Annotated in this window: 10 protein-coding genes; 5 read left to right on the plus strand and 5 right to left on the minus strand. The window is 66.3% G+C overall.

Annotation, left to right across the window (positions count from 1 at the left end; all coding sequences use genetic code 11):
* Positions 1-61 precede the first annotated feature (61 nt).
* Positions 62-760, minus strand: coding sequence for a glutathione S-transferase N-terminal domain-containing protein (locus G572_RS0100490; RefSeq protein WP_029056811.1), 699 nt, complete (start codon positions 758-760; stop codon positions 62-64).
* 204 nt (positions 761-964) lie between these two features.
* Here G572_RS0100490 and G572_RS21845 point away from each other — a divergent pair, with 204 nt between their 5' ends.
* The 3 genes from G572_RS21845 (at position 965) to pbpC (ending at position 12,217) form a co-directional block, all read left to right on the plus strand.
* Positions 965-4,438 (plus strand): PAS domain S-box protein, encoded by a 3,474-nt coding sequence (locus G572_RS21845; RefSeq protein WP_084649807.1) that lies wholly within the window; start codon positions 965-967, stop codon positions 4,436-4,438.
* Positions 4,439-4,552: 114 nt separating this feature from the next.
* Entirely contained in the window at positions 4,553-10,057 is a 5,505-nt protein-coding gene (locus G572_RS21850; protein ID WP_051241390.1) for an alpha-2-macroglobulin family protein, read from the plus strand.
* A 9-nt stretch (positions 10,058-10,066) separates the two neighbouring features.
* Positions 10,067-12,217 (plus strand): penicillin-binding protein 1C, encoded by a 2,151-nt coding sequence (gene pbpC / locus G572_RS0100505; protein WP_051241391.1) that lies wholly within the window; start codon positions 10,067-10,069, stop codon positions 12,215-12,217.
* Positions 12,218-12,220: 3 nt separating this feature from the next.
* Here pbpC and G572_RS21855 read toward each other — a convergent pair whose 3' ends face one another.
* On the minus strand, positions 12,221-13,012 hold the full coding sequence (locus G572_RS21855; protein WP_051241392.1) for an alpha/beta fold hydrolase: 792 nt from the start codon (positions 13,010-13,012) through the stop codon (positions 12,221-12,223).
* Positions 13,013-13,316: 304 nt separating this feature from the next.
* On the opposite strand from G572_RS21855, the gene dapA reads away from it, so the two are divergent.
* Both dapA and smpB read left to right on the plus strand, forming a co-directional pair.
* Positions 13,317-14,195: a 4-hydroxy-tetrahydrodipicolinate synthase gene (dapA, locus tag G572_RS0100515; RefSeq protein WP_029056813.1), complete on the plus strand. Its 879-nt coding sequence runs from the start codon at positions 13,317-13,319 to the stop codon at positions 14,193-14,195.
* Positions 14,196-14,247: 52 nt separating this feature from the next.
* Positions 14,248-14,727 carry an SsrA-binding protein SmpB gene (gene smpB, locus G572_RS0100520; protein ID WP_029056814.1) on the plus strand — a complete coding sequence of 160 codons (480 nt, stop codon included), beginning with the start codon at positions 14,248-14,250 and terminating at the stop codon, positions 14,725-14,727.
* A gap of 110 nt (positions 14,728-14,837) precedes the next feature.
* On the opposite strand, the gene G572_RS0100525 is transcribed toward smpB, so the two are convergent.
* From G572_RS0100525 to parC, 3 genes are read right to left on the minus strand one after another with little or no spacing between them, the layout of a single operon-like run.
* Positions 14,838-15,278, minus strand: a complete 441-nt coding sequence (locus G572_RS0100525; protein ID WP_029056815.1) for an acyl-CoA thioesterase — start codon at positions 15,276-15,278, stop codon at positions 14,838-14,840.
* 38 nt (positions 15,279-15,316) lie between these two features.
* Positions 15,317-16,477 carry an iron-containing alcohol dehydrogenase gene (locus G572_RS0100530; protein WP_245566132.1) on the minus strand — a complete coding sequence of 387 codons (1,161 nt, stop codon included), beginning with the start codon at positions 16,475-16,477 and terminating at the stop codon, positions 15,317-15,319.
* Positions 16,478-16,505: 28 nt separating this feature from the next.
* Positions 16,506-18,755 carry a DNA topoisomerase IV subunit A gene (gene parC / locus G572_RS0100535; protein ID WP_029056817.1) on the minus strand — a complete coding sequence of 750 codons (2,250 nt, stop codon included), beginning with the start codon at positions 18,753-18,755 and terminating at the stop codon, positions 16,506-16,508.
* Between the last annotated feature and the right edge of the window lie 56 nt (positions 18,756-18,811).

Raw genomic sequence — 18,811 nt, forward strand, 5'->3', positions numbered from 1 at the left:
TCGCATCCGCGCGGCATTGGTTCGGGGTTTTCCCTTTGGGCGACCGATGCGCCGGTCCCGCTCAGACCGGGATGGTGAGACCGCGCTCGAAGGCCGGCCGCTCCAGGCAGCTCTTCATCCAGCGCTGGACATTGGCCGACCTGTCGAGGCCGGAAATCTCGCCGGCTTCGTAGAAGCCGCCAAGTGTCCGAAGCCAGGGCACGATCGCGATATCGGCAACGGTGTACTCATCGTCCATGATGTAGGCACGGCCCTCCAGATGCCTTTCGAGAACGCCAAGCAACCGTTTGGTCTCGTTGAGATAGCGCTCGCGCGGGTAGGGGTCTTCGACCTTGTCGGCCGCGAACTTGTGGAAATGGCCGAACTGCCCGAACATCGGTCCGATGCCGCCCATCTGGAACATCAGCCATTGCAGGCACGCATAGCGGCGACGCGGATCCGCCGGCAGGAGGCGCCCGGTCTTTTCCGCCAGATAGATCAGAATCGCGCCGCTTTCGAACAGACCGAGCGGCGTGCCGTCCGGGCCGTCGGGATCGATGATCGCGGGGATCTTGTTGTTGGGATTGAGCGACAGAAATTCCGGCGTCGTCTGGTCGTCGCTGTCGAACGACACGCGATGGGCCTCATAGGGGAGGCCGAGCTCCTCCAGCGCGACCGAGACCTTGATGCCGTTCGGTGTGGGGAGGGAATAGAGCTGGATGCGGTCGGGCATGGTCGCCGGCCAGCGGGCAGTGATCGGAAAGGTGCTCAGGTCCGGCATGAGGATCTCCTGTCTTGAGTGCGGACGTCTGCCTCTGGTTAGGCGAACGGGCGGGTGGTGTCTTCCGAAACATTTTTGAACGCGACGCGGCCGCGCGGGCGCGACGAACGGACAGATGCGTGCGGCGCCGATTTGTGATTGTCTCGTCTGGTTGAGCGAGCGTGCACCCCGCGTGGCGGACCCGGCAAAGGAGCGTCTCCGACAATGCCTTCAGCATCCCCCGGTCAAAGGCTGCGTGCAGGCGTGTTGATCGTTGGCGTCTTGGCGTTATGCGCGAGTGCGGTATTCGTGGTGGTCGACCACATGCGCGCCGACTACGTCAACGAGGCGATCCAGGTACTCGAAGCGCAAGCCGACCTCGTCGAGCGTCACGGTCTCTATCACAGCGTCGTGCGTTCGCAGGGCGAAAGCATGCCCTCAAGGCCGGGACGGGCGGGGTCCGACCGGGACGCTCAGAGCGCCGACATCGACATGAGCCTCTCGATTGTGCCGCCCAATGGCGCGCTTGATCCCTCGGATCCGATCGATTTCGCCTTCGATGCGCGAATTGCGCTGTTTGACGAAAGTCGGTCGATGCATGCGCAAAGCATGACGCGCGAAGACGGCATCGACCTGCTTGTGGCTCTTCCGCTGGTCCACGATCGACAATGCCTTGCCTGTCATTCCCCTGACGGGATGGCGGCAAATCAGCCACCCGGAATGGACTGGCAGCAGGACAGTGCCGGCGCGATGCTCATCGCCAGCGCGCGGATCGACGCGCACACCCTGCGCGCTGAGGACACGATCGAATTGTCTGCTGTGGCGACCGCGCTTTCGAGCCTGTTCCTGCTGGGCATCCTGTTGAACCGGCAGCGGCAGAAGAACCAGATGGCGCGCTTCATGGCCGCGGCCGCCCAGGCGGAAGTGCGGCGACTGGAGGATCTGGCGGCGGCCCGGACTCAGGCGCGCGAGCGCGACGCCCGGCTTGCCGCTGTGATCGAGAGCATCGGAGAAGGGGTTTTGATCTATGACACCGCCGGATGGATCGAAAGCGCGAACCCCGCTGCGGTCCGGATGTTCGGCAAGGACGGTCGCTCTCTTGTCGGCCGCTCCGTGGTGTCGCTTTTCGGTTCTTCTGTTGCCGATGGCCCGGTTGCGTCCCACCTGTTTCCCTCGCCGCCCCGACTGGAGACGCCGAACCCGACCGTCGAGTTCGACGGGCTTGCGCTGGACGGGGACAGCATCCCAGTGGAGGTGGCGGTCAACAGCGTACAAACGGACGACGCGAGGCTCTATGTTGCCGTGGTGCGCGATATCGCCCGGCGCAAGGAAACGGAACGACAATTGCGGGAAGCGCAGGACCGCTTGCGCGGTGCCATCGAGGCGCTCCCCGATGCCTTCGTGCTCTACGATGCCGATGACCGTCTCGTTGTCTGCAACCAGCGTTACCGCGATCTCTACGCGCTGAGTGCGGATGTGATCACGCACGGCCTTCGTTTCGAGGAGATGCTGCGCCACGGCGTGGCGCTCGGTCAGTATGCCGACGCGCTGGACGATCCCGAGGGCTGGATCGCGGACCGCCTGCGCCTGCATCGCTCCCCGCCGGCGCGTCCGATCGAGCAACATCTGGGTGACGGGCGCTGGCTGCGTGTGTTCGAGCGGCGGATGCCGGATGGCCAGACGGTCGGGTTTCGCATCGACATTACCGAACTCAAGCGTCGCGAGGAGGCGCTGCGGCAAAGCGAAGGCCAGTTGCGCGCGGTGGTCGGCGGTGCGCTCGACGCAATCATCGTCATCAATGCAGAGGATCATATCCTGGAGTTCAACCCGGCTGCCGAACGGATGTTCGGCTATGTCCGCAGCGATATCGTCGGGGTTGCAGCGGGTGGTTTGCTCGTGCCGGAACGCCATCGCGCGGCCTATGACGAACAAATCCGCACGATCCTCGAGACGCCCCCATCCGAGACCGAGGGAAAAAGGGTCCAGGCCCGGGCCCTGACGCGCGACGGCGATGAACTCCTGATGGAGGTCGGCTTCAACTCGGTGCAAGGAGAAAACGGTCCGGTGATCATCGCGTTCATGCGCGACATCACCGAGGAGCGCAGCAAGACGCTTGCGCTCGAGGAGGCGCGCTTGCAGGCGGAAGAGGCGGACCGGGCAAAATCCGATTTCCTCGCAATGATGAGCCACGAGATCCGCACACCGCTCAATGCCGTGCTCGGCCTTCTCGATTTGCTTCTTCACACCCCATTGCAGCCGGACCAGAAGAACCACATCGAAACGGCGCGGGATGCGGCACTCGCCCTGCTTCAGATCCTCAACGACATCCTCGACTTTTCCCGCCTGGAAGCGCGCCGGCTCGCGTTTTTCGATGCACCATTCGATCCCGGGACGCTGGTGGAGGCCGTACGCGCGCTGTTCGCGGCCAGGGCCGCGGAAAAAGGGCTGTTTCTCGATGTGACGATTGGCCCGGACGTTCCCGAGGCGCTTGTCGGCGATGCCGGACGGATCCGGCAGGTGCTGATAAACCTGGTCGCGAATGCGGTGAAATTCACGCAGCACGGCAGCGTGAGCGTAACATTCCGTCTGCGCCACGCAATCGTCGGCGGAGCGGCGACCCGGGTTCCGATCCTGATCGAGGTTGAAGACACGGGCGTCGGGATTGACAAGAAAGACCCGAAAAAGGTGTTCTCGCGCTTCGTGACCAGCCGTGAAGGGTCCGGGACGCGCAGCGAAGGCGTGGGGCTGGGATTGGCGATCAGTCTCGAGCTCGTGGAGGGAATGGGCGGAACCCTCTCTCTGGAGCCGCGTGAGGGGGGCGGAAGCCGTTTCCTCGTAGGCCTCGATCTTGCACGCGCGGACCGCTCGCAAGTCGACGATGGCGAAACCGAACAAAGGGCACCCGACTTTCGCGTGCTGCACGGCGCGATGATCCTGCTTGCCGAAGACAATGCGACAAACCGGATGATGGCCGGCAGCCTTCTGGATCGCTGGGGATGTCGTTACCGTACGGCGGAAACCGGCGAGGAGGTTCTTTCGCAACTGGCGAGGGACGACTTCGACGCGGTCTTGATGGATGTGTCCATGCCGGAGATGGATGGCATCGAGGCAACGCGGCGCATTCGGGCCGGCGCGGTTGCGCAGGCGGACATACCCATCGTGGCGCTGACCGCGCATGCGCTTGTGGAAGAACGCGACAAGGCGCTGGGAGCCGGCATGAACGCCTTTGTCACGAAGCCGGTGGACGGGGCCGAGTTGCGCCGGACGCTGGCGGAGGTTTTGGGAGGCGGCGCGGCGGGCCGCGAGCGCTGGGTTGCCGCGCTCTCCCCAAACGGCGATGCGGCGCCCGATGCCCTGATCGACGAGGCCAAGCTCAGGCAGCTTGACCAGGATCTGCCGGAAGACATGCGCGACAGCATCTATGCAAGATGCGCGATTGACCTCCGGGGCCAGGCGAACCGTCTCGAAACGACCGGGGACGCCGCGACGACGGCTGCGGCAAGTCACGTGATCGGATCGCTCGCCGCGACCTTCGGGGCGAACGGCGTTGCCGCGAACGCTGTTTCCCTGGAACGTGCCGCGGCTGGAAATCCGGCTGGTCAGGACTTCCGCTCCAGCGTAGAGGTTCTCGTCCGCGAAGCCCGCGCGCTGGCCGATGTCCTTGACGAGCGGCGGCAAGCCGCCGGGTCGGACGGGTGACCGGCGGAGCCGTTTTGTCCGGATTGGCGTGTTTTTTCGAATTGGGTCTTGGACTTGTCAAGATTGCGTGATCGACTTGAGACTTTGGTGCCGTTGTCCCCGGGAGTAAGAGAAATGTTGAAACGTCGCATGCATGCAGGACGCGAATCCCGGCTTGTCCGGTCGCTCGCCGTTCTGGTGGTGGCGGGGACCGCATTCCTGGGCGGCTCGGTCGATGCGTCCGCAACGGATCGCCGCATCGTCACGGTGGACGAGGCGGATTACTTCGGCGCCGATTACCGGACGCTCAAGGAGGTCGACCTGGACGCCTGCAAGGCGGCCTGCGTCGACGACCTTCAGTGCAAGGCTTTCACCTTCAACACCTCGGCCGGCTGGTGTTTCCTGAAATCCGGCGTTGGCAGTCTTCAATCCTTCTCCGGGGCGGTTGCGGGGCGTGTCGTTGTGGTTCAGGCGCGTGATGAGGACCTCACGCAGGAACGTGCAAGCGAACTGTCCTTCTTGCCCCGCACGCTGCTGGACACCGCCGCAAGTTTCGCCCGACAGTTGCCCCGGGTGTACCGGGCAGGCGAGGGCGATGTGTCCGTGCAGGCCCGCGCGGCCCGGGAAGCCCTGTCGCGGGGCGCGGCGGAAGAGGCCCAGGCGGAGTTCGCACGCGCCCTGGTGCTTGCCCCCGAACGCCATGATCTGTGGATCGGGCTGTCGGACAGCCTTTTGCAACAGGAGCCGGACGACTGGCAGCAGCGCAACCAGGTGCGCGAAGACGGCACCTCGGCCACCATCAATGCCTATCTCGCTTCGGTGGACCCGCTCGGGCAGGCGGCCGCCCTCGAACGACTTGGCAGTTCGCTGATCAAGCGGCAGCTCTACAAGCCGGCGATCAAGGCGTGGCGGGCGGCGCTTGCCCTTGAGGACCAACCCGGATTGCGCAAACGCTACGAGGATCTGGTCGCGGAACACGGCTTTCGCATTCTCGATCATCAGGTCGATGCCGATTCCGCAGCGCCGCGTATCTGCGTGGTCTTTTCCGACAAGCTTCAGCGCAGCGCCGACATGGAGCCTTTCGTGCGCGTGACCGGGGCCGGCCCGTTCTCGGTCGAGAGCGACGAAGCGCAGATCTGCATCGACGGCGTGCGTCACGGCGAACGCTATTCCGTGCTGGTGCGCCAGGGCGTTCCCGCAGCCGATGGCGAGACGCTGGAAAAGTCCGCGTCGATCAATGCCTATGTGCGCGATCGCAGTCCCTCCGTACGCTTCCTCGGGCGTGCCTATGTGCTGCCGGCCGGCGAGGGGGCGACCATCCCCATCGTGTCGGTGAACACATCGACGGTCGAGGCCGAGATATACCGGATCGGCGAGCGTGGGCTTGCGTCGGCCCTGCGTGACAAACGGGTGCTGTCGCAGCTCGATCCGCGTCGCGCCGAGGAATTGCGGGATGAATACGGCGAACAGGTCTGGAAAGGCGAGATCGAGACGCGCGATCCGCTCAACGAGGATGTAACGACCGCAATCCCGGTCGCCGATCTCGGACTTGAGATGGCGCCCGGTATCTATGCGATGGTGGCGCGTGCCGCCGACGACAAGACCAACGAATGGGGCCCGAGGGCCACGCAGTGGTTCCTCGTGTCGGACATCGGCATTACCGCCTATTCCGGTGCGGACGGGGTCACGGCGGTCGTGCGCGCGCTGTCCGACGCAACTGCGGTGTCGGGCGCTTCCGTGCGTCTCGTCGCGGTCAACAACGACGTTCTCGGCGAGGTTGAAAGCGATGCCGACGGCTTTGCGCGCTTCGCCCCCGGCCTGTCACGCGGTACGGGAGGTCTGGCGCCGGCGCTTGTCAGCGTCGAGACGCCGGACGGCGATTACGCCTTTCTCGATGTGACGTCTCCCGCCTTCGACCTGAGCGACCGCGGCGTTTCGGGCCGTGCCGCGCCCGGCCCGGTGGATGTCTTCGCCTGGCTCGATCGCGGTGTCTACCGGCCCGGCGAAACGGTGCATGCCGGAGCGATGGCACGTGACCGGACGGCGAATGCCCGGCCGGACCTTCCCCTGACCTTCATCTACGACCGCCCCGATGGGGTGGAACACGCCCGCGTCGTCGTGGCGGATGCCGGCGACGGCGGCCGGGCGCATGCGCTCGACCTCCCGGCCGGCGCACAGCAGGGCAGCTGGAGCCTTCGAATTCATGCCGACCCGAAGGAGTCCCCCTTGGCGCAAACCTCGTTCCTGGTCGAGGATTTCCAGCCGGAACGGGTGGATTTCACGCCGCGAACGGACGCCGAGGCCTTCGATCCGCAGGATCCTCCGAGCGTTTCCATCGAGGCCCGCTTTCTTTACGGCGCTCCGGCCTCCGGTCAGCGGCTTGAAGGCGAGGTGATCCTCACGCCGACCCGTGAGATGCCCGGTCGTGCGGGGTATACCTTCGGGCTCGCGGACGAACAGATCTACCCCGATCGCGCCAGCCTTCCCGACGGCCTGGAGACGGACGGCGAAGGGCGGGTGCAATTCGTGCCCGCGCTTCCCGACCTGCAGGCAACGACTGCCGGATACCGCGCCCGCATCGTGACGCGGCTGGTGGAGGCCGGCGGGCGGTTCGTCGAGCGGAACCTGGAACTGCCGGTGTTGGCCGACGGTCCGCGCATTGGCGTCAAACCGGCCTTCGACGGCGGCGTGGAGGAAGGCGGTCCGGCCGAATTCGATATCCTGACCGTCGCCGCCTCCGGCGAGCGCATGGCGGCTGAGGGCGTGAGCTGGAGCCTGTCGAAACTCGACACCCGCTATCAGTGGTATCGCTCCGACAGCCGCTGGTCCTACGAGCCGGTGACCACATCGCGGCGGGTTGAGAGCGGCACGCTGGATATCGACGCAGATGCGCCGGCGCGTCTGTCCGTTCCGGTCGACTGGGGGCGCTACCGGCTGGAGGTTTCCGGGCCGGACATGGCGACCAGTGTGGAATTCAACGCCGGATGGTACGTGTCGTCGGCCTCGTCCCAGACACCCGATGTACTTGAGGTCGGCCTCGACAAGGACGCCTACCGGGTCGGCGAGACGGCCACCTTGCGCATGACGCCGAGGGCCGATGGCATCGCGCTTGTCTCCGTCATGTCGGACCGGCTTCTCGAGAGCCGTGCGATCCCGGTTACGGCCGGCGAGAGCGCGGTGACATTCGAGGTTACGGACGACTGGGGCAGCGGGGCCTATGTCACGGCCACGCTGTTGCAGCCGATGGATCTGAAGGAAAACCGCATGCCCTCGCGCGCGCTGGGGCTGCAATGGCTGACGGTCGACCCGGGCGCCCGCCGGCATCGGGTGACGCTTGAGGCGCCGGAGCGAATTCGGCCGCGGTCGACCCTCGACGTCTCGGTGCAGGTGTCCGGCCAGAACGACGGACAGCCTGCCTATCTGACGATTGCCGCCGTCGATGTGGGGATCCTCAACCTTACCCGCTTCGAAGCGCCCGAACCGTCGAAATGGTACTTCGGCCAGCGCCGTCTGGGGGTCGACATCCGCGACTTCTACGGCCAGCTGATCGACCGGACGGCGGGCGAGCGCGGCCGCGTGCGTTCCGGCGGCGACGGCATGGGACTGAACCTTGCCGCTCCGCCGCCGCAGGAAGCGCCGGTCGCGTTGTTCTCCGGAGTGGTGGAAACCGATGGCGATGGGCGCGCAAGCGTGTCCTTCGACGTTCCCGACTTCAACGGTACGCTCAAGCTGATGGCGGTCGCATGGAGCGCGGGCGGCGTCGGCGAAGCGACACGCGACGTCACCGTGCGCGATCCGCTGGTCATGACCGCGACGCTGCCGCGTTTTCTCGCGCCAGGCGATGAATCGCGCCTGCTTGTCGAGATCGATAATGTCGAGGGCGCGGCGGGAGACTATGAGGTCACCGCGGATATCACCGGACCGGTTGCGACGGATCTCGGCGCGAACCGCCGGAAGTTGCGTCTGGACGCTGGTGAACGCAGCAGCCTTCGGGTGCCCATCCGTGCCGGCGATCAGCCCGGAGACGCAACGCTGGTGCTTCGCCTCAGCGGTCCCGACGGTCCGGTCGGCGAGAAGACGCTGTCGCTCGGTGTGCGGGACACGACGCCCCCGGTCACGCGCCGCTCCTATGTGACGCTTGCACCCGGCGGCAGCCTCTCGCTCGATGCCGGCACCTTCGCCGGTCTTCAGCCGCGCACGACGCGGGTGAGCGTCGCCGACGGCGGACTCGCGCGCATCAATGTGCCGGGCCTGCTGGCCGCGCTTGACCGCTATCCCTACGGCTGCACCGAACAGACCGCGTCGCGGGCGCTTCCGTTGCTCTATGTCAACGAAATGGCGATCGCTGCCGGTCTCGACGCCGATGCGGATGTGCGCGAACGCGTCCAGACGGCGATCACCCGTGTGCTGGGCAACCAGGGGGCGAACGGCTCCTTCGGTCTGTGGAACAGCTATGGCGGCAACGACACCTGGCTGGACGCCTATGTGACCGATTTCCTGCTGCGGGCGCGAGAGCGCAATCACGATGTGCCCGAGCGGTCGCTGGAAACCGCCCTCGACAATCTCGAAAACAGGGTTGCCTATGCCTCCGACTTCCAGGACGGAGGCGAAGGGGTCGCCTATGCGCTTTATGTGCTGGCGCGGGCGAGCCGCGCCTCGCTCGGCGACCTTCGCTACTATGCCGATGTGAAGCTGGATGCCTTCGGCTCCTCGCTTGCCAAGGCGCAGATCGGTGCGGCGCTCGCGCTTTATGGCGAGACAACCCGGGCGCGTCTTGCCTTTGACGCGGCCATGGGCGTGATGCAACAGGCGGATTCCATCCGCTACCGCGACGACTATGGAACGACGCTGCGCGATGCGGCGGGCGTTCTTGCCTATGCGACCCGTGCCAGCCTCGAGGGGATCGACACACAGGCGCTTGCACGCCAGGTCGGTGACCGCCAGGACGCGGCCACGGCGCTTTCCACCCAGGACATGGCCTGGCTGCTGCTTGCCGGCCATGAGCTCAGGGAAACAGCGGCGCAAACGCCCTTCGCCCTGAACGGCAATGCGGTCAGCGGCGCGCTGGCGAGCCGCTTCGACGGTGCCGATCTGCTCGCCGATCCGGTGTCGGTCGTGAACCGGGGCGATGCACCGCAGGATGTCGTTGTCACGGTGAGCGGCAAGCCGGTGACCCCGGAAGCCGCCGGAAGCTCCGGCTACACGATCACCCGCGACTATTTCGACCTCGACGGAAACCCGGTCGATCCCGCCGCGGTCGCCGTGAACACGCGCATGGCGGTGGTCCTCACCGTCACCCGCGAGCGGCCGGGCCGCGGACGGGTGATGGTGGTCGACCGCCTGCCGGCGGGCCTGACCATCGACAATCCCCGACTGGTGCGCTCAGGCGATGTCGGCGCGCTCGACTGGTTCGACAGCGTCGACACGGCCGAACACGTGGAATTCCGCGACGACCGCTTCGTCGTTGCGGTGGACGAGACGCGGCTGAACGGCGACAGCTACACCTTCGCCTATCTTGCCCGCGCCTCGGTGCCGGGCCGCTTCGCGCTGCCGCCGGCAACGGTGGAGGACATGTACCGGCCGGACATGAACGGACGCACGGGGGCCGGGCGGTTCGAGGTGCTGGGTCCCAGGCAGTAGCGGTCAACGATGAAACCGCAAACGCAGCGCCGGCGCCCGACGGGCGGACGAGGCTTTCGCCGGCTGGCAAGATGGGCCGCCGCAGGGGCGGCGGCCGTGCTGGTCGGCGGGGTGGCGCTTGCCGTCTTGCTGGTCGCCCAGGTTGCCTCCGTTCCGCCGGTGCGGACCATGGCTCCGGTTGCCGTCTCGAAAGCGGTGCTGGCGCGCGACGGTGCCTTGCTGCGGGCCTTCCAGACGCCGGATGACCGCTGGCGGCTTCCCGTTTCGCTGGACGATGTGGACCCGCTCTACATCCGCATGTTGCTGGCCTATGAGGACCGGCGGTTTCATGCGCATGCCGGGGTCGATCCGCGCGCGGTTCTTCGCGCCGGCGCGCAGTCGCTTGCGGCCGGCCGGATCGTGTCGGGGGCCTCGACGCTGACGATGCAGACCGCGCGTCTGACGATGGAGCGCTCGACGCGTGGCCTCGCATCGAAATGGCGGCAGATCGTTCTGGCGCTGGCGCTGGAGCGCGACCTCACCAAGGACGAAATCCTTGGCCTTTATCTGCTGCGCGCGCCTTTCGGCGGCAACATCGAAGGGGTTCGGGCCGCGACGCTCGCCTGGTTCGGCAAGGAGCCGTCGCGGTTGACCCCGGCGGAGGCCGCGCTGCTGGTGGCGCTGCCGCAAGCGCCGGAACTGCGCCGCCCCGACCGGTTTCCAGAAGCCGCGCGCGAGGCGCGCGCCCGCGTCCTCGCGGTGATGGAAGCGCGCGCCGTGTTGAGCGCCGACCAGGTCGCTGCCGCGTCGCGCGAGCCGGTGCCGACGCTGCGCCGGGAGGTTCCACGCCTTGCCGCGCACGCGGCACGCGATGCCATTTCCGCGCGGGACGCCGGCCCCGAGGTCCGGTTGACCATCGACGCGGACCTGCAGGCGCGAATGGAGCAGCTTGCAAAGGCCCGCGCACGGCGTCTGGGGCCGCATGTTTCCGTGGCCGTGATCGTCGCCGATCACCGGAGCGGCGAGGTTCTCGCCCATGTCGGATCGCCCGACCTTCTCGACGAGCCCCGGCGCGGGCATGTCGACATGACACGGGCCATCCGGTCGCCCGGTTCGACGCTCAAGCCGCTTATCTACGGACTGGCCTTCGAGCAGGGGATCGCCCACCCCGACAGCCTGATCGACGACCGGCCGGCCACGCTCGGCGGCTACAGTCCGACCAATTTCGACCTCTCGTTCCAGGGAACGGTCCGGGTACGCGACGCGCTCCAGGCCTCGCTGAACGTTCCGGCCGTGGCGTTATTGGATGCGGTCGGGGTTTCCCGTTTCGTCGCCCGATTGCGCCGCGCCGGCGCCAACCCGAGGTTTTCGGGCGATGTGGCGCCGGGCCTTGCCGTGGCGCTCGGCGGGTTCGGCCTGACCCTTTCGGACCTCGTCTCGCTCTATGCGGGGTTCGCCAACGCCGGCGCGCCGGTGGCGCTGCGGATCGCGCAAGGGGCGGGCGTGCCGCCCGTCGTCGGCGCGGCGGACACCCGGCGTGTCCTGTCGCGGACCGCCGCCTGGCGGATCGGCGAGATCCTGTCCGAGGTGCCCCCGCCGGCAAGCGCCCGGGGCGAGGGCGTCGCCTACAAGACCGGCACATCCTACGGCTACCGCGATGCCTGGGCGGTTGGATACGACGGCCGGCATGTCGTCGGCGTGTGGACGGGCCGTGCCGACGGCACGCCGGTGCCGGGCATGACGGGCTTCGACACCGCGGCGCCCGTCCTGTTCGAGGCCTTTCAGCGCATCGCCGCAAAGCGTATCCGGCTTGCGCCGCCGCCGCTCGCCGAACTGGCGGGTCGCGATCCCGTGCCGGCTCCGTTGCGCCATGCCCGCACCCGCGCCCGGCGTGGCGCAGAGAATGGCGCATCCGCCGCGCCCGAGATCTTCTATCCCCCGGATGGCGCCGTCATCGAACTGGGGCTTGGCGACGCCGCGATGACCCGTGCCGCGATGCCGCTGGTGGTGAAGGCCCGGCGCGGGCGCGGTCCTTTCGTCTGGCTCGCCAATGGCGCCCCGGTCGCCAGCGGCGCGCACGCCCGCTCGCTGACGCTGACCCCGGACGGGCCCGGAACCTCGACGATCTCGGTGATCGACGCGGACGGGCGCTCGGCGCGCGTGACGGTGCACTTGCGCTAGCGGTCAGCCGGCGTCCTCGGCGCAGCGGCACGCGAAGTCCAGAATCGCCCCCTGGGTTTCCCGGTCCCACAGAAGCGGAGCGTGGCCCTCGTCGTCCACGGTGAGAGCCTGCGCATCCGGGTGCCGGCGCAGCATTTCAGCAAGGGTTTTTTCGCTCAACAGGTCCGAATGGGCCCCCCTCAGCGCAAGAAGCGGCGTGGTCCGGATCGCGTCGAAGACCGGCCAGAAGTCCGGAAGCTCCGTTCCCGCGTCGAGATCCGCCACCGTGTTGCGCAGCGTCGCGTCATAGTCGAGACGCAGCCCGTCGGGGGTCTCCACGTACAACTGCCGCGCGAAGCGCTCCCAGCCGGCCGCGTCGAGGCCGGGAAACTGCGGCGCCAGCGTTTCGCGGAGCCGGGCGGCCGCGGACGGCCAGTCGGGCGCATCCATCGTGTGGCCAATCGTCCCGGCGAGGCGATGCAGCCCGTTGCGTTCGATGGTCGGACCGATGTCGTTCAGCACGATGCCGGCAATCCGGTCTGACGCACGAAGGGCAAGCAGCATCGCATGCAGGCCGCCGCGCGAGGTGCCGATGACCACGGCGCGCGAGATCCCGAGCGCATCGAGGCCGCAGTCGATATCGTCGGCTTCGCGCTCGATGGAATAATTGCGCCAGTCGGCGTCGCGCTCCGACAGGCCGCGGCCCCGGTAGTCCATGGCGGTCACCTCGAAGCCGTCGACTGCGAGGGCTTCCGCCAGGTCGGTGAAATCGCGCCCGTTGCGCGACAGTCCGGCAAGGCAAACAACCTGCGGCAAAGGGGGGCGGGCGGAGAGCGGGCGCCATGTCGTCGCGCCAAGCCGCAACCCGTCAGCGCCAAGCCACGCGCGTCGCAGTGACGTGCATTCATTCGTCCCGGAAGTCGCCCCACGACCTGGTTGTGTTTTGTGCGCCAAGGCATTTCCCCCGTGTGTTTGACGGCATGATAGTCCCGGCCGAACGCCGATTGAAAGAGCGTCGAGACAGGAGAACGGTGCGTGTTGCGTCGCCAGCGCGCGGCGACTATTGTGCGCCACCCGGGCCTTCCGCCCGTCACCTGATCCACACTCCAAGAGGACCGTCATGTTCAAGGGATCCATCCCCGCACTCGTCACGCCGTTTCGCGATGGAGCGGTTGATGAGAAAGCGTACCAGGGGTTCGTGGATTGGCAGATCAAAGAGGGCAGCCACGGGCTCGTGCCTGTCGGCACCACCGGTGAAAGCCCGACGCTCAGCCACGCCGAGCACAAGCGCGTGGTCGATCTGTGCATCGAGGCCGTCGGCGGACGCGTGCCGGTGATGGCCGGCGCCGGCTCCAACAACACCGTCGAGGCCATCGACTTCGCCACCTTCGCGCAGAAGGCCGGGGCGGACGCGCTGCTCGTCGTCACGCCGTATTACAACAAGCCGAACCAGGCCGGGCTGAAGGCGCATTACCGGGCAATCGACAAGGAAGTCGATATCCCGATCTACATCTACAACATTCCAGGTCGCTCGGTGATCGACATGACGCCGGAGACGATGGCGGAGCTGTTTGCCACCTGCAAGAACATCAAGGGCGTGAAGGACGCGACCGCGAACATGTCGCGTGCGAGCCGTCAGCGCGAGGTCTGCGGCCCGGATTTCGTCCAGCTTTCGGGCGAGGACATCACCGCGCTCGGCTTCAACGCGCATGGCGGCACGGGCTGCATCTCGGTGACGGCGAATGTTGCGCCGCGCCTGTGTGCCCAGTTCCAGGAAGCGACCCTCGCCGGCGATTTCCGCGCGGCGCTCGACATTCAGGACCGGCTGGCGCCGCTGCACAACGCGCTGTTCATCGAACCGAACCCGACGGGCGTCAAATACGCGCTTTCGTTGATCGGCAAGCTGGACAACGAGTTGCGGCTGCCGCTCGTGCCTGTATCGGAGACAACCCAGGCGGCGATCCGCGATGCGATGACGCACGCGGGCCTGCTCAACTGAACAAGGACAGCACCGGCGCGGCCTGAAACCGCGCCGGCGCTCGGGCATTACCATGGCCAAGAAGAAGGCGAACGAAGGCGGCCGCAAGATCGTTGCGGAAAACCGCAAGGCGCGCTTCAACTACGAGATCGAGGACACGCTCGAGGCCGGCATCGTCTTGACCGGAACCGAAGTGAAGGCCTTGCGTCTCGGCAAGTCGAACATCGCGGAATCCTATGCCAGCAACGAGCGGGGGGAGTTGTGGCTGATCAACTCCTATATCCCGGAGTACCTGCAGGCGAACCGCTTCAACCATGAGCCGCGCCGTCGCCGCAAGCTTCTTGTGCATGCGCGCGAACTCGCGCGCCTGTCCGCTGCCGTGCAAAAGGACGGCAAGACCATCGTCCCGCTGCGCCTCTACTTCAATGAAAAGGGAACGGCGAAGCTCGAACTGGCCCTGGCTCGCGGCAAGAAACTGCATGACAAGCGCGAGACCGAGAAGAAGCGCGACTGGGGCAGGGAAAAAGCAAGGCTGTTGAAAACAGCCGGATAACCTTGGGGATCCACGGTGGCAAAGCCGTGAATATCCTGTGCGCTGCGTGTGGATTAAAGTTGATAAAGCTCTTTAAGAAGCTGTTCCAGCCTGTTGATTGAAGAGAATATTCACGGGACGCTGATCGACGCCAGGAGCGCGCGGCGTTCGCCGCTGATTTTCACCGGTCTACGGGTCTTTGCATCCACCTGCACATGCACGAAACGGCCCTGCGCGCAGGCGCTTTGTCCATCGTTTCGAAACAGGCCGATTTCGTAGGTCACGGAGCTGCCGCCAAGGCGCACGACCCTTAGGCCCGCATGCACCGTGTCTGGAAACACCAGTTCCTCGAAGTAGCTGCATTGCGTCTCGACGACCAGGAACACCCGTTCCGACCAGCGCGGGTCGAGGGTGCCGCGCGAGATCAGCCAGCCGTTCACGGCGGTGTCGAAGTAACTCAGATACTCGACGTTGTTGACGTGCCCATAGGTATCGACATCCATCCAGCGGGTCGGGATCTCGCGAAAGACCTGAAACCTGTCGCGCGAAAACGGCTCAAGGCGCTGGCTCATGCATATCCCCGTTGGCTGGAAGACGGTCTCGCCGGATTTCAGTATGCGGCGCGATAGATTGCAAGCGCGTCGGCCTCGCGCAGCTCGCGCGGATTGTTGACCAGCAGGCGCGTCTGTTTCATCGCATCGCGCGCGAGCCCGGCAAGATCGTCCTCGCCGATCCCGACCGACCTGAGGCCCGCCGGCAATCCAAGCCTTGCGTTGAGCGCGCCGAGTTCCTCGGCAAAGCGTGCGGCGCAGTCCTGCACCCCCTCGCATCGGCCGAGTTGCGGAAACACGAGTGGCGCGATCTGCGCGTACTCCTTCGCCGCCTCCGGCGCGTTGAAGCGCAGGACATGCGGCAGCACCAGCGCATTCGACAGACCATGCGGCACATGAAAACGACCGCCGACCGGATAGGCGAGCGCATGGACGGCCGCGACCGGAGAATTGGCGAAGGCCTGACCCGCAAGCAGGGAGCCGAGCAGCATGGCCGCGCGCGCGTCGAGGTTCGCACCGTCGGCGACCGCGGCTTCGATGTTGGCGCCAAGAAGCCGCAGGGCTTCTTCGGCGAGGGCGCGTGAGACGGGGTTGTTGTTGGGCGAGCGCGAGGCAAAGGCCTCGATCGCATGAACCATGGCATCGACGCCGGTTGCTGCCGTGACATGGGCGGGAAGGCCAAGGGTCAGCTCGGCATCGAGAACGGCAATGTCGGGAAGCAGAACCGGCGAGACCACGCCGCGCTTTTCATCGTCCTCGATTGTCACGATGGAAATCGGCGTCACTTCCGATCCGGTGCCGGCGGTCGTGGGCACAAGGGCGAGCGGCAGGCGAGGGCCCTTCGCATTGCCGACGCCCCAGGCATCGTCCAGCTCCTCGTCGCTTACGCAAAGAAGCGCGGCGAGCTTGGCGACGTCGAGCGATGAGCCGCCGCCGAAACCGAGCACGCCGGTTGCGGCAAAGTCCCGTCCGGCTTTCGCCGCCGCCATCACCACCGCACGAGGGGGATCGGCGACGACCTCGGCGAACACCCGGGTTTCGACGCCGGCGGCGTTGAGGCCGGCAAGCGGGGCGTCGAGCAGACCGGCAGCGATCAGGCCTGCGTCGGAGATCACCAGAACGCGCTTGCCGAGAACGTTTGCATGCCCCGCGAGATCGCGCGCCGCGCCGGTTTCGAACACGATCCTGGGAGTGGTGTTGAACTGGAACGGGGGGATCATCAGGCTGTCCTCATTTTCGGGCCGCGCCCTACAGCGTCCGCCGCCCGAAGTTGTTCGACCGCGGAAAGCCGTTCGGCGGCAGGCGACCGGCCTGGGCGCGGTCGCCGCGCCAGTCGGTCAGTTCCTCAAGCGTTCGGTTGAAGCTGCGCCCGGAGCTGTCGACCCAGCCAAGGCCATCCGCCCCGTTGAACACGACCGCATCCGAGACGCCGCCGTCGCGATAGCGCTGCAGCCGCACGCCGCGCCCGCGGCTCATCTCCGGCACTTGCGCCAGCGGGAAAACGAGCAGCTTGCGGTTTCGCCCGATGATCGCGACATGATCGCCCGTCGCGGCGACACAAAGCTTCGCTTCGCCGGGCGTCGTGACGTTGAGCACCTGCTTGCCCTTGCGGGTGTTGGCGATGACATCGGCTTCATTGACGACAAAACCGCGCGCCTCCGTGGAGACGAGCAGAAGCTTGCGGTCGCCCCTCGACACGAAGACGTCCACCACGTCGTGGCCCTCGTCCATGTCGACCATAAGCCGGAACGGCTCGCCATGACCGCGCCCGCCGGGAAGCTTGTCGGCGGCGAGGGTGAAGAACTTGCCGCCGGTGGTGAAGACCAAGAGCTTGTCCGTCGTCTCCGCGTGGATATGCAATTTCAGCGCATCGTCCTGCTTGAACGACAGGGAGGAGAGGTCGTTCTGGTGGCCCTTGAGGGCACGCACCCAGCCCTTTTCCGACACGATGACGGTGATCGGTTCCTTTTCGATCATCGCCTGATGGATGTCGGTGACATCGATGTCGATTGCATCGCCGAAAGTTGTGCGGCGCTTGCCGAGCGCGGTTTCAGGGCCGTAGACCTTCGCCAGTTCCGCGATCTGCTTGCCGATCCGCGTCCATTGCCGGGTGTCCGACCCGAGCAGCGTCAGCAATTGCTCGCGCTCTGCGGTGAGCTTGTCGTGCTCCTTGCGGATCTCGATTTCCTCGAGCTTGCGCAAGGCGCGCAGGCGCATGTTGAGGACCGCTTCGGCCTGAACGTCGCTGAGCTCGAAGGCGGCGCGCAGGGACGCCTTGGCGTCATCCTCCTCGCGGATGATGCGGATCACCTCGTCGAGGTTCAGATAGGCGATCAGGTAGCCGCCAAGCACTTCCAGCCGGTGCTCGATCTGGCCGAGCCGGTGGTTCGTGCGGCGCACCAGCACGTCCTTGCGATGGTCGAGCCATTCGCGCAGAACCTGTCGGAGTCCCATGACCATGGGAACGCGCCCGCCCGACAGCACGTTCATGTTCAGCGAAAACCGGTTTTCCAGATCCGTCAGCTTGAACAGCGATTCCATCAAGAGCGAGGCGTCGACATTCTTGCTGCGCGGCACCAGCACGAGACGCACGTCCTCGGCGGATTCGTCGCGCACGTCGTCGAGGAGCGGCAGCTTGCGCGCTTGCAGCAGTTCGGCGACCTTCTCGATCAGCCGGGATTTCTGCACCTGATAGGGGATCTCCGTGACCACCACCTGCCAGGTGCCGCGCCCAAGATCCTCGACCTCCCAGCGGGCCCGCACGCGAAAGCCGCCACGTCCTGTCTCATAGGCTTCCAGGAACGCCGGGTCATTGCGCACCAGCACGCCGCCGGTCGGGAAATCCGGTCCCTGAACGTGTGTGAGGAGCTCCTGCGTGGAGGCATCGGGGGTCTTGATCAGAAGCTGCGCGGCCGCGCAGAGTTCGCCAATGTTGTGCGGCGGGATCGAGGTCGCCATCCCCACCGCGATGCCGGCGGCGCCATTGGCCAAAAGGTTCGGAAAACCGCCCGGCAGAACCACGGGTTCGCGGTCGAGACCGTCGTAGGTCTCGCGAAAGTCGACCGCGTCCTCGTCCAGTCCGTCGAGCGTGCGCATGGCGATGTCGGTCAGCCGCGCTTCGGTGTAACGCATGGCGGCCGCGCTATCGCCGTCGATGTTGCCGAAGTTGCCCTGGCCGTCGACCATCGGGTAGCGAACGGCGAAATCCTGCGCCAGCCGGACCAAGGCGTCATAGATCGCCTGGTCGCCGTGCGGGTGGTATTTACCCATCACGTCGCCGACCACGCGGGCGCATTTCTTGAAGCCCGCGTTCGGGTCGAGCTTCAGCAGGCGCATGGCATAGAGCAGCCGGCGGTGGACCGGTTTCAGCCCGTCGCGCACGTCCGGAAGGGCCCGGTGGGTGATCGTCGAAAGCGCGTAGGCGAGATAGCGCTCCTCGAGCGCGTCGCGCAGATTGATCGGCTCAATGCCGCCAGGCGGAATCAGGTCTTTTCCCATACGCCTTGGCTACAGCCATTCACCGAATCGCGCAACGCATTGCCGGCGGTTAAGCG

Source organism: Stappia stellulata DSM 5886 (assembly GCF_000423705.1).
GTDB classification, from domain to species: Bacteria; Pseudomonadota; Alphaproteobacteria; order Rhizobiales; family Stappiaceae; genus Stappia; species Stappia stellulata.

Bases quoted from the DNA above. Each gene is read 5' to 3' on its own strand.
- G572_RS0100490 (WP_029056811.1), bottom strand. From the start codon at position 760: ATGCCGGACCTGAGCACCTTTCCGATCACTGCCCGCTGGCCGGCGACC.
- G572_RS21845 (WP_084649807.1), top strand. From the start codon at position 965: ATGCCTTCAGCATCCCCCGGTCAAAGGCTGCGTGCAGGCGTGTTGATC.
- G572_RS21850 (WP_051241390.1), top strand. From the start codon at position 4,553: ATGTTGAAACGTCGCATGCATGCAGGACGCGAATCCCGGCTTGTCCGG.
- pbpC (WP_051241391.1), top strand. From the start codon at position 10,067: ATGAAACCGCAAACGCAGCGCCGGCGCCCGACGGGCGGACGAGGCTTT.
- dapA (WP_029056813.1), top strand. From the start codon at position 13,317: ATGTTCAAGGGATCCATCCCCGCACTCGTCACGCCGTTTCGCGATGGA.
- smpB (WP_029056814.1), top strand. From the start codon at position 14,248: ATGGCCAAGAAGAAGGCGAACGAAGGCGGCCGCAAGATCGTTGCGGAA.
- G572_RS0100525 (WP_029056815.1), bottom strand. From the start codon at position 15,278: ATGAGCCAGCGCCTTGAGCCGTTTTCGCGCGACAGGTTTCAGGTCTTT.
- G572_RS0100530 (WP_245566132.1), bottom strand. From the start codon at position 16,477: ATGATCCCCCCGTTCCAGTTCAACACCACTCCCAGGATCGTGTTCGAA.
- parC (WP_029056817.1), bottom strand. From the start codon at position 18,755: ATGGGAAAAGACCTGATTCCGCCTGGCGGCATTGAGCCGATCAATCTG.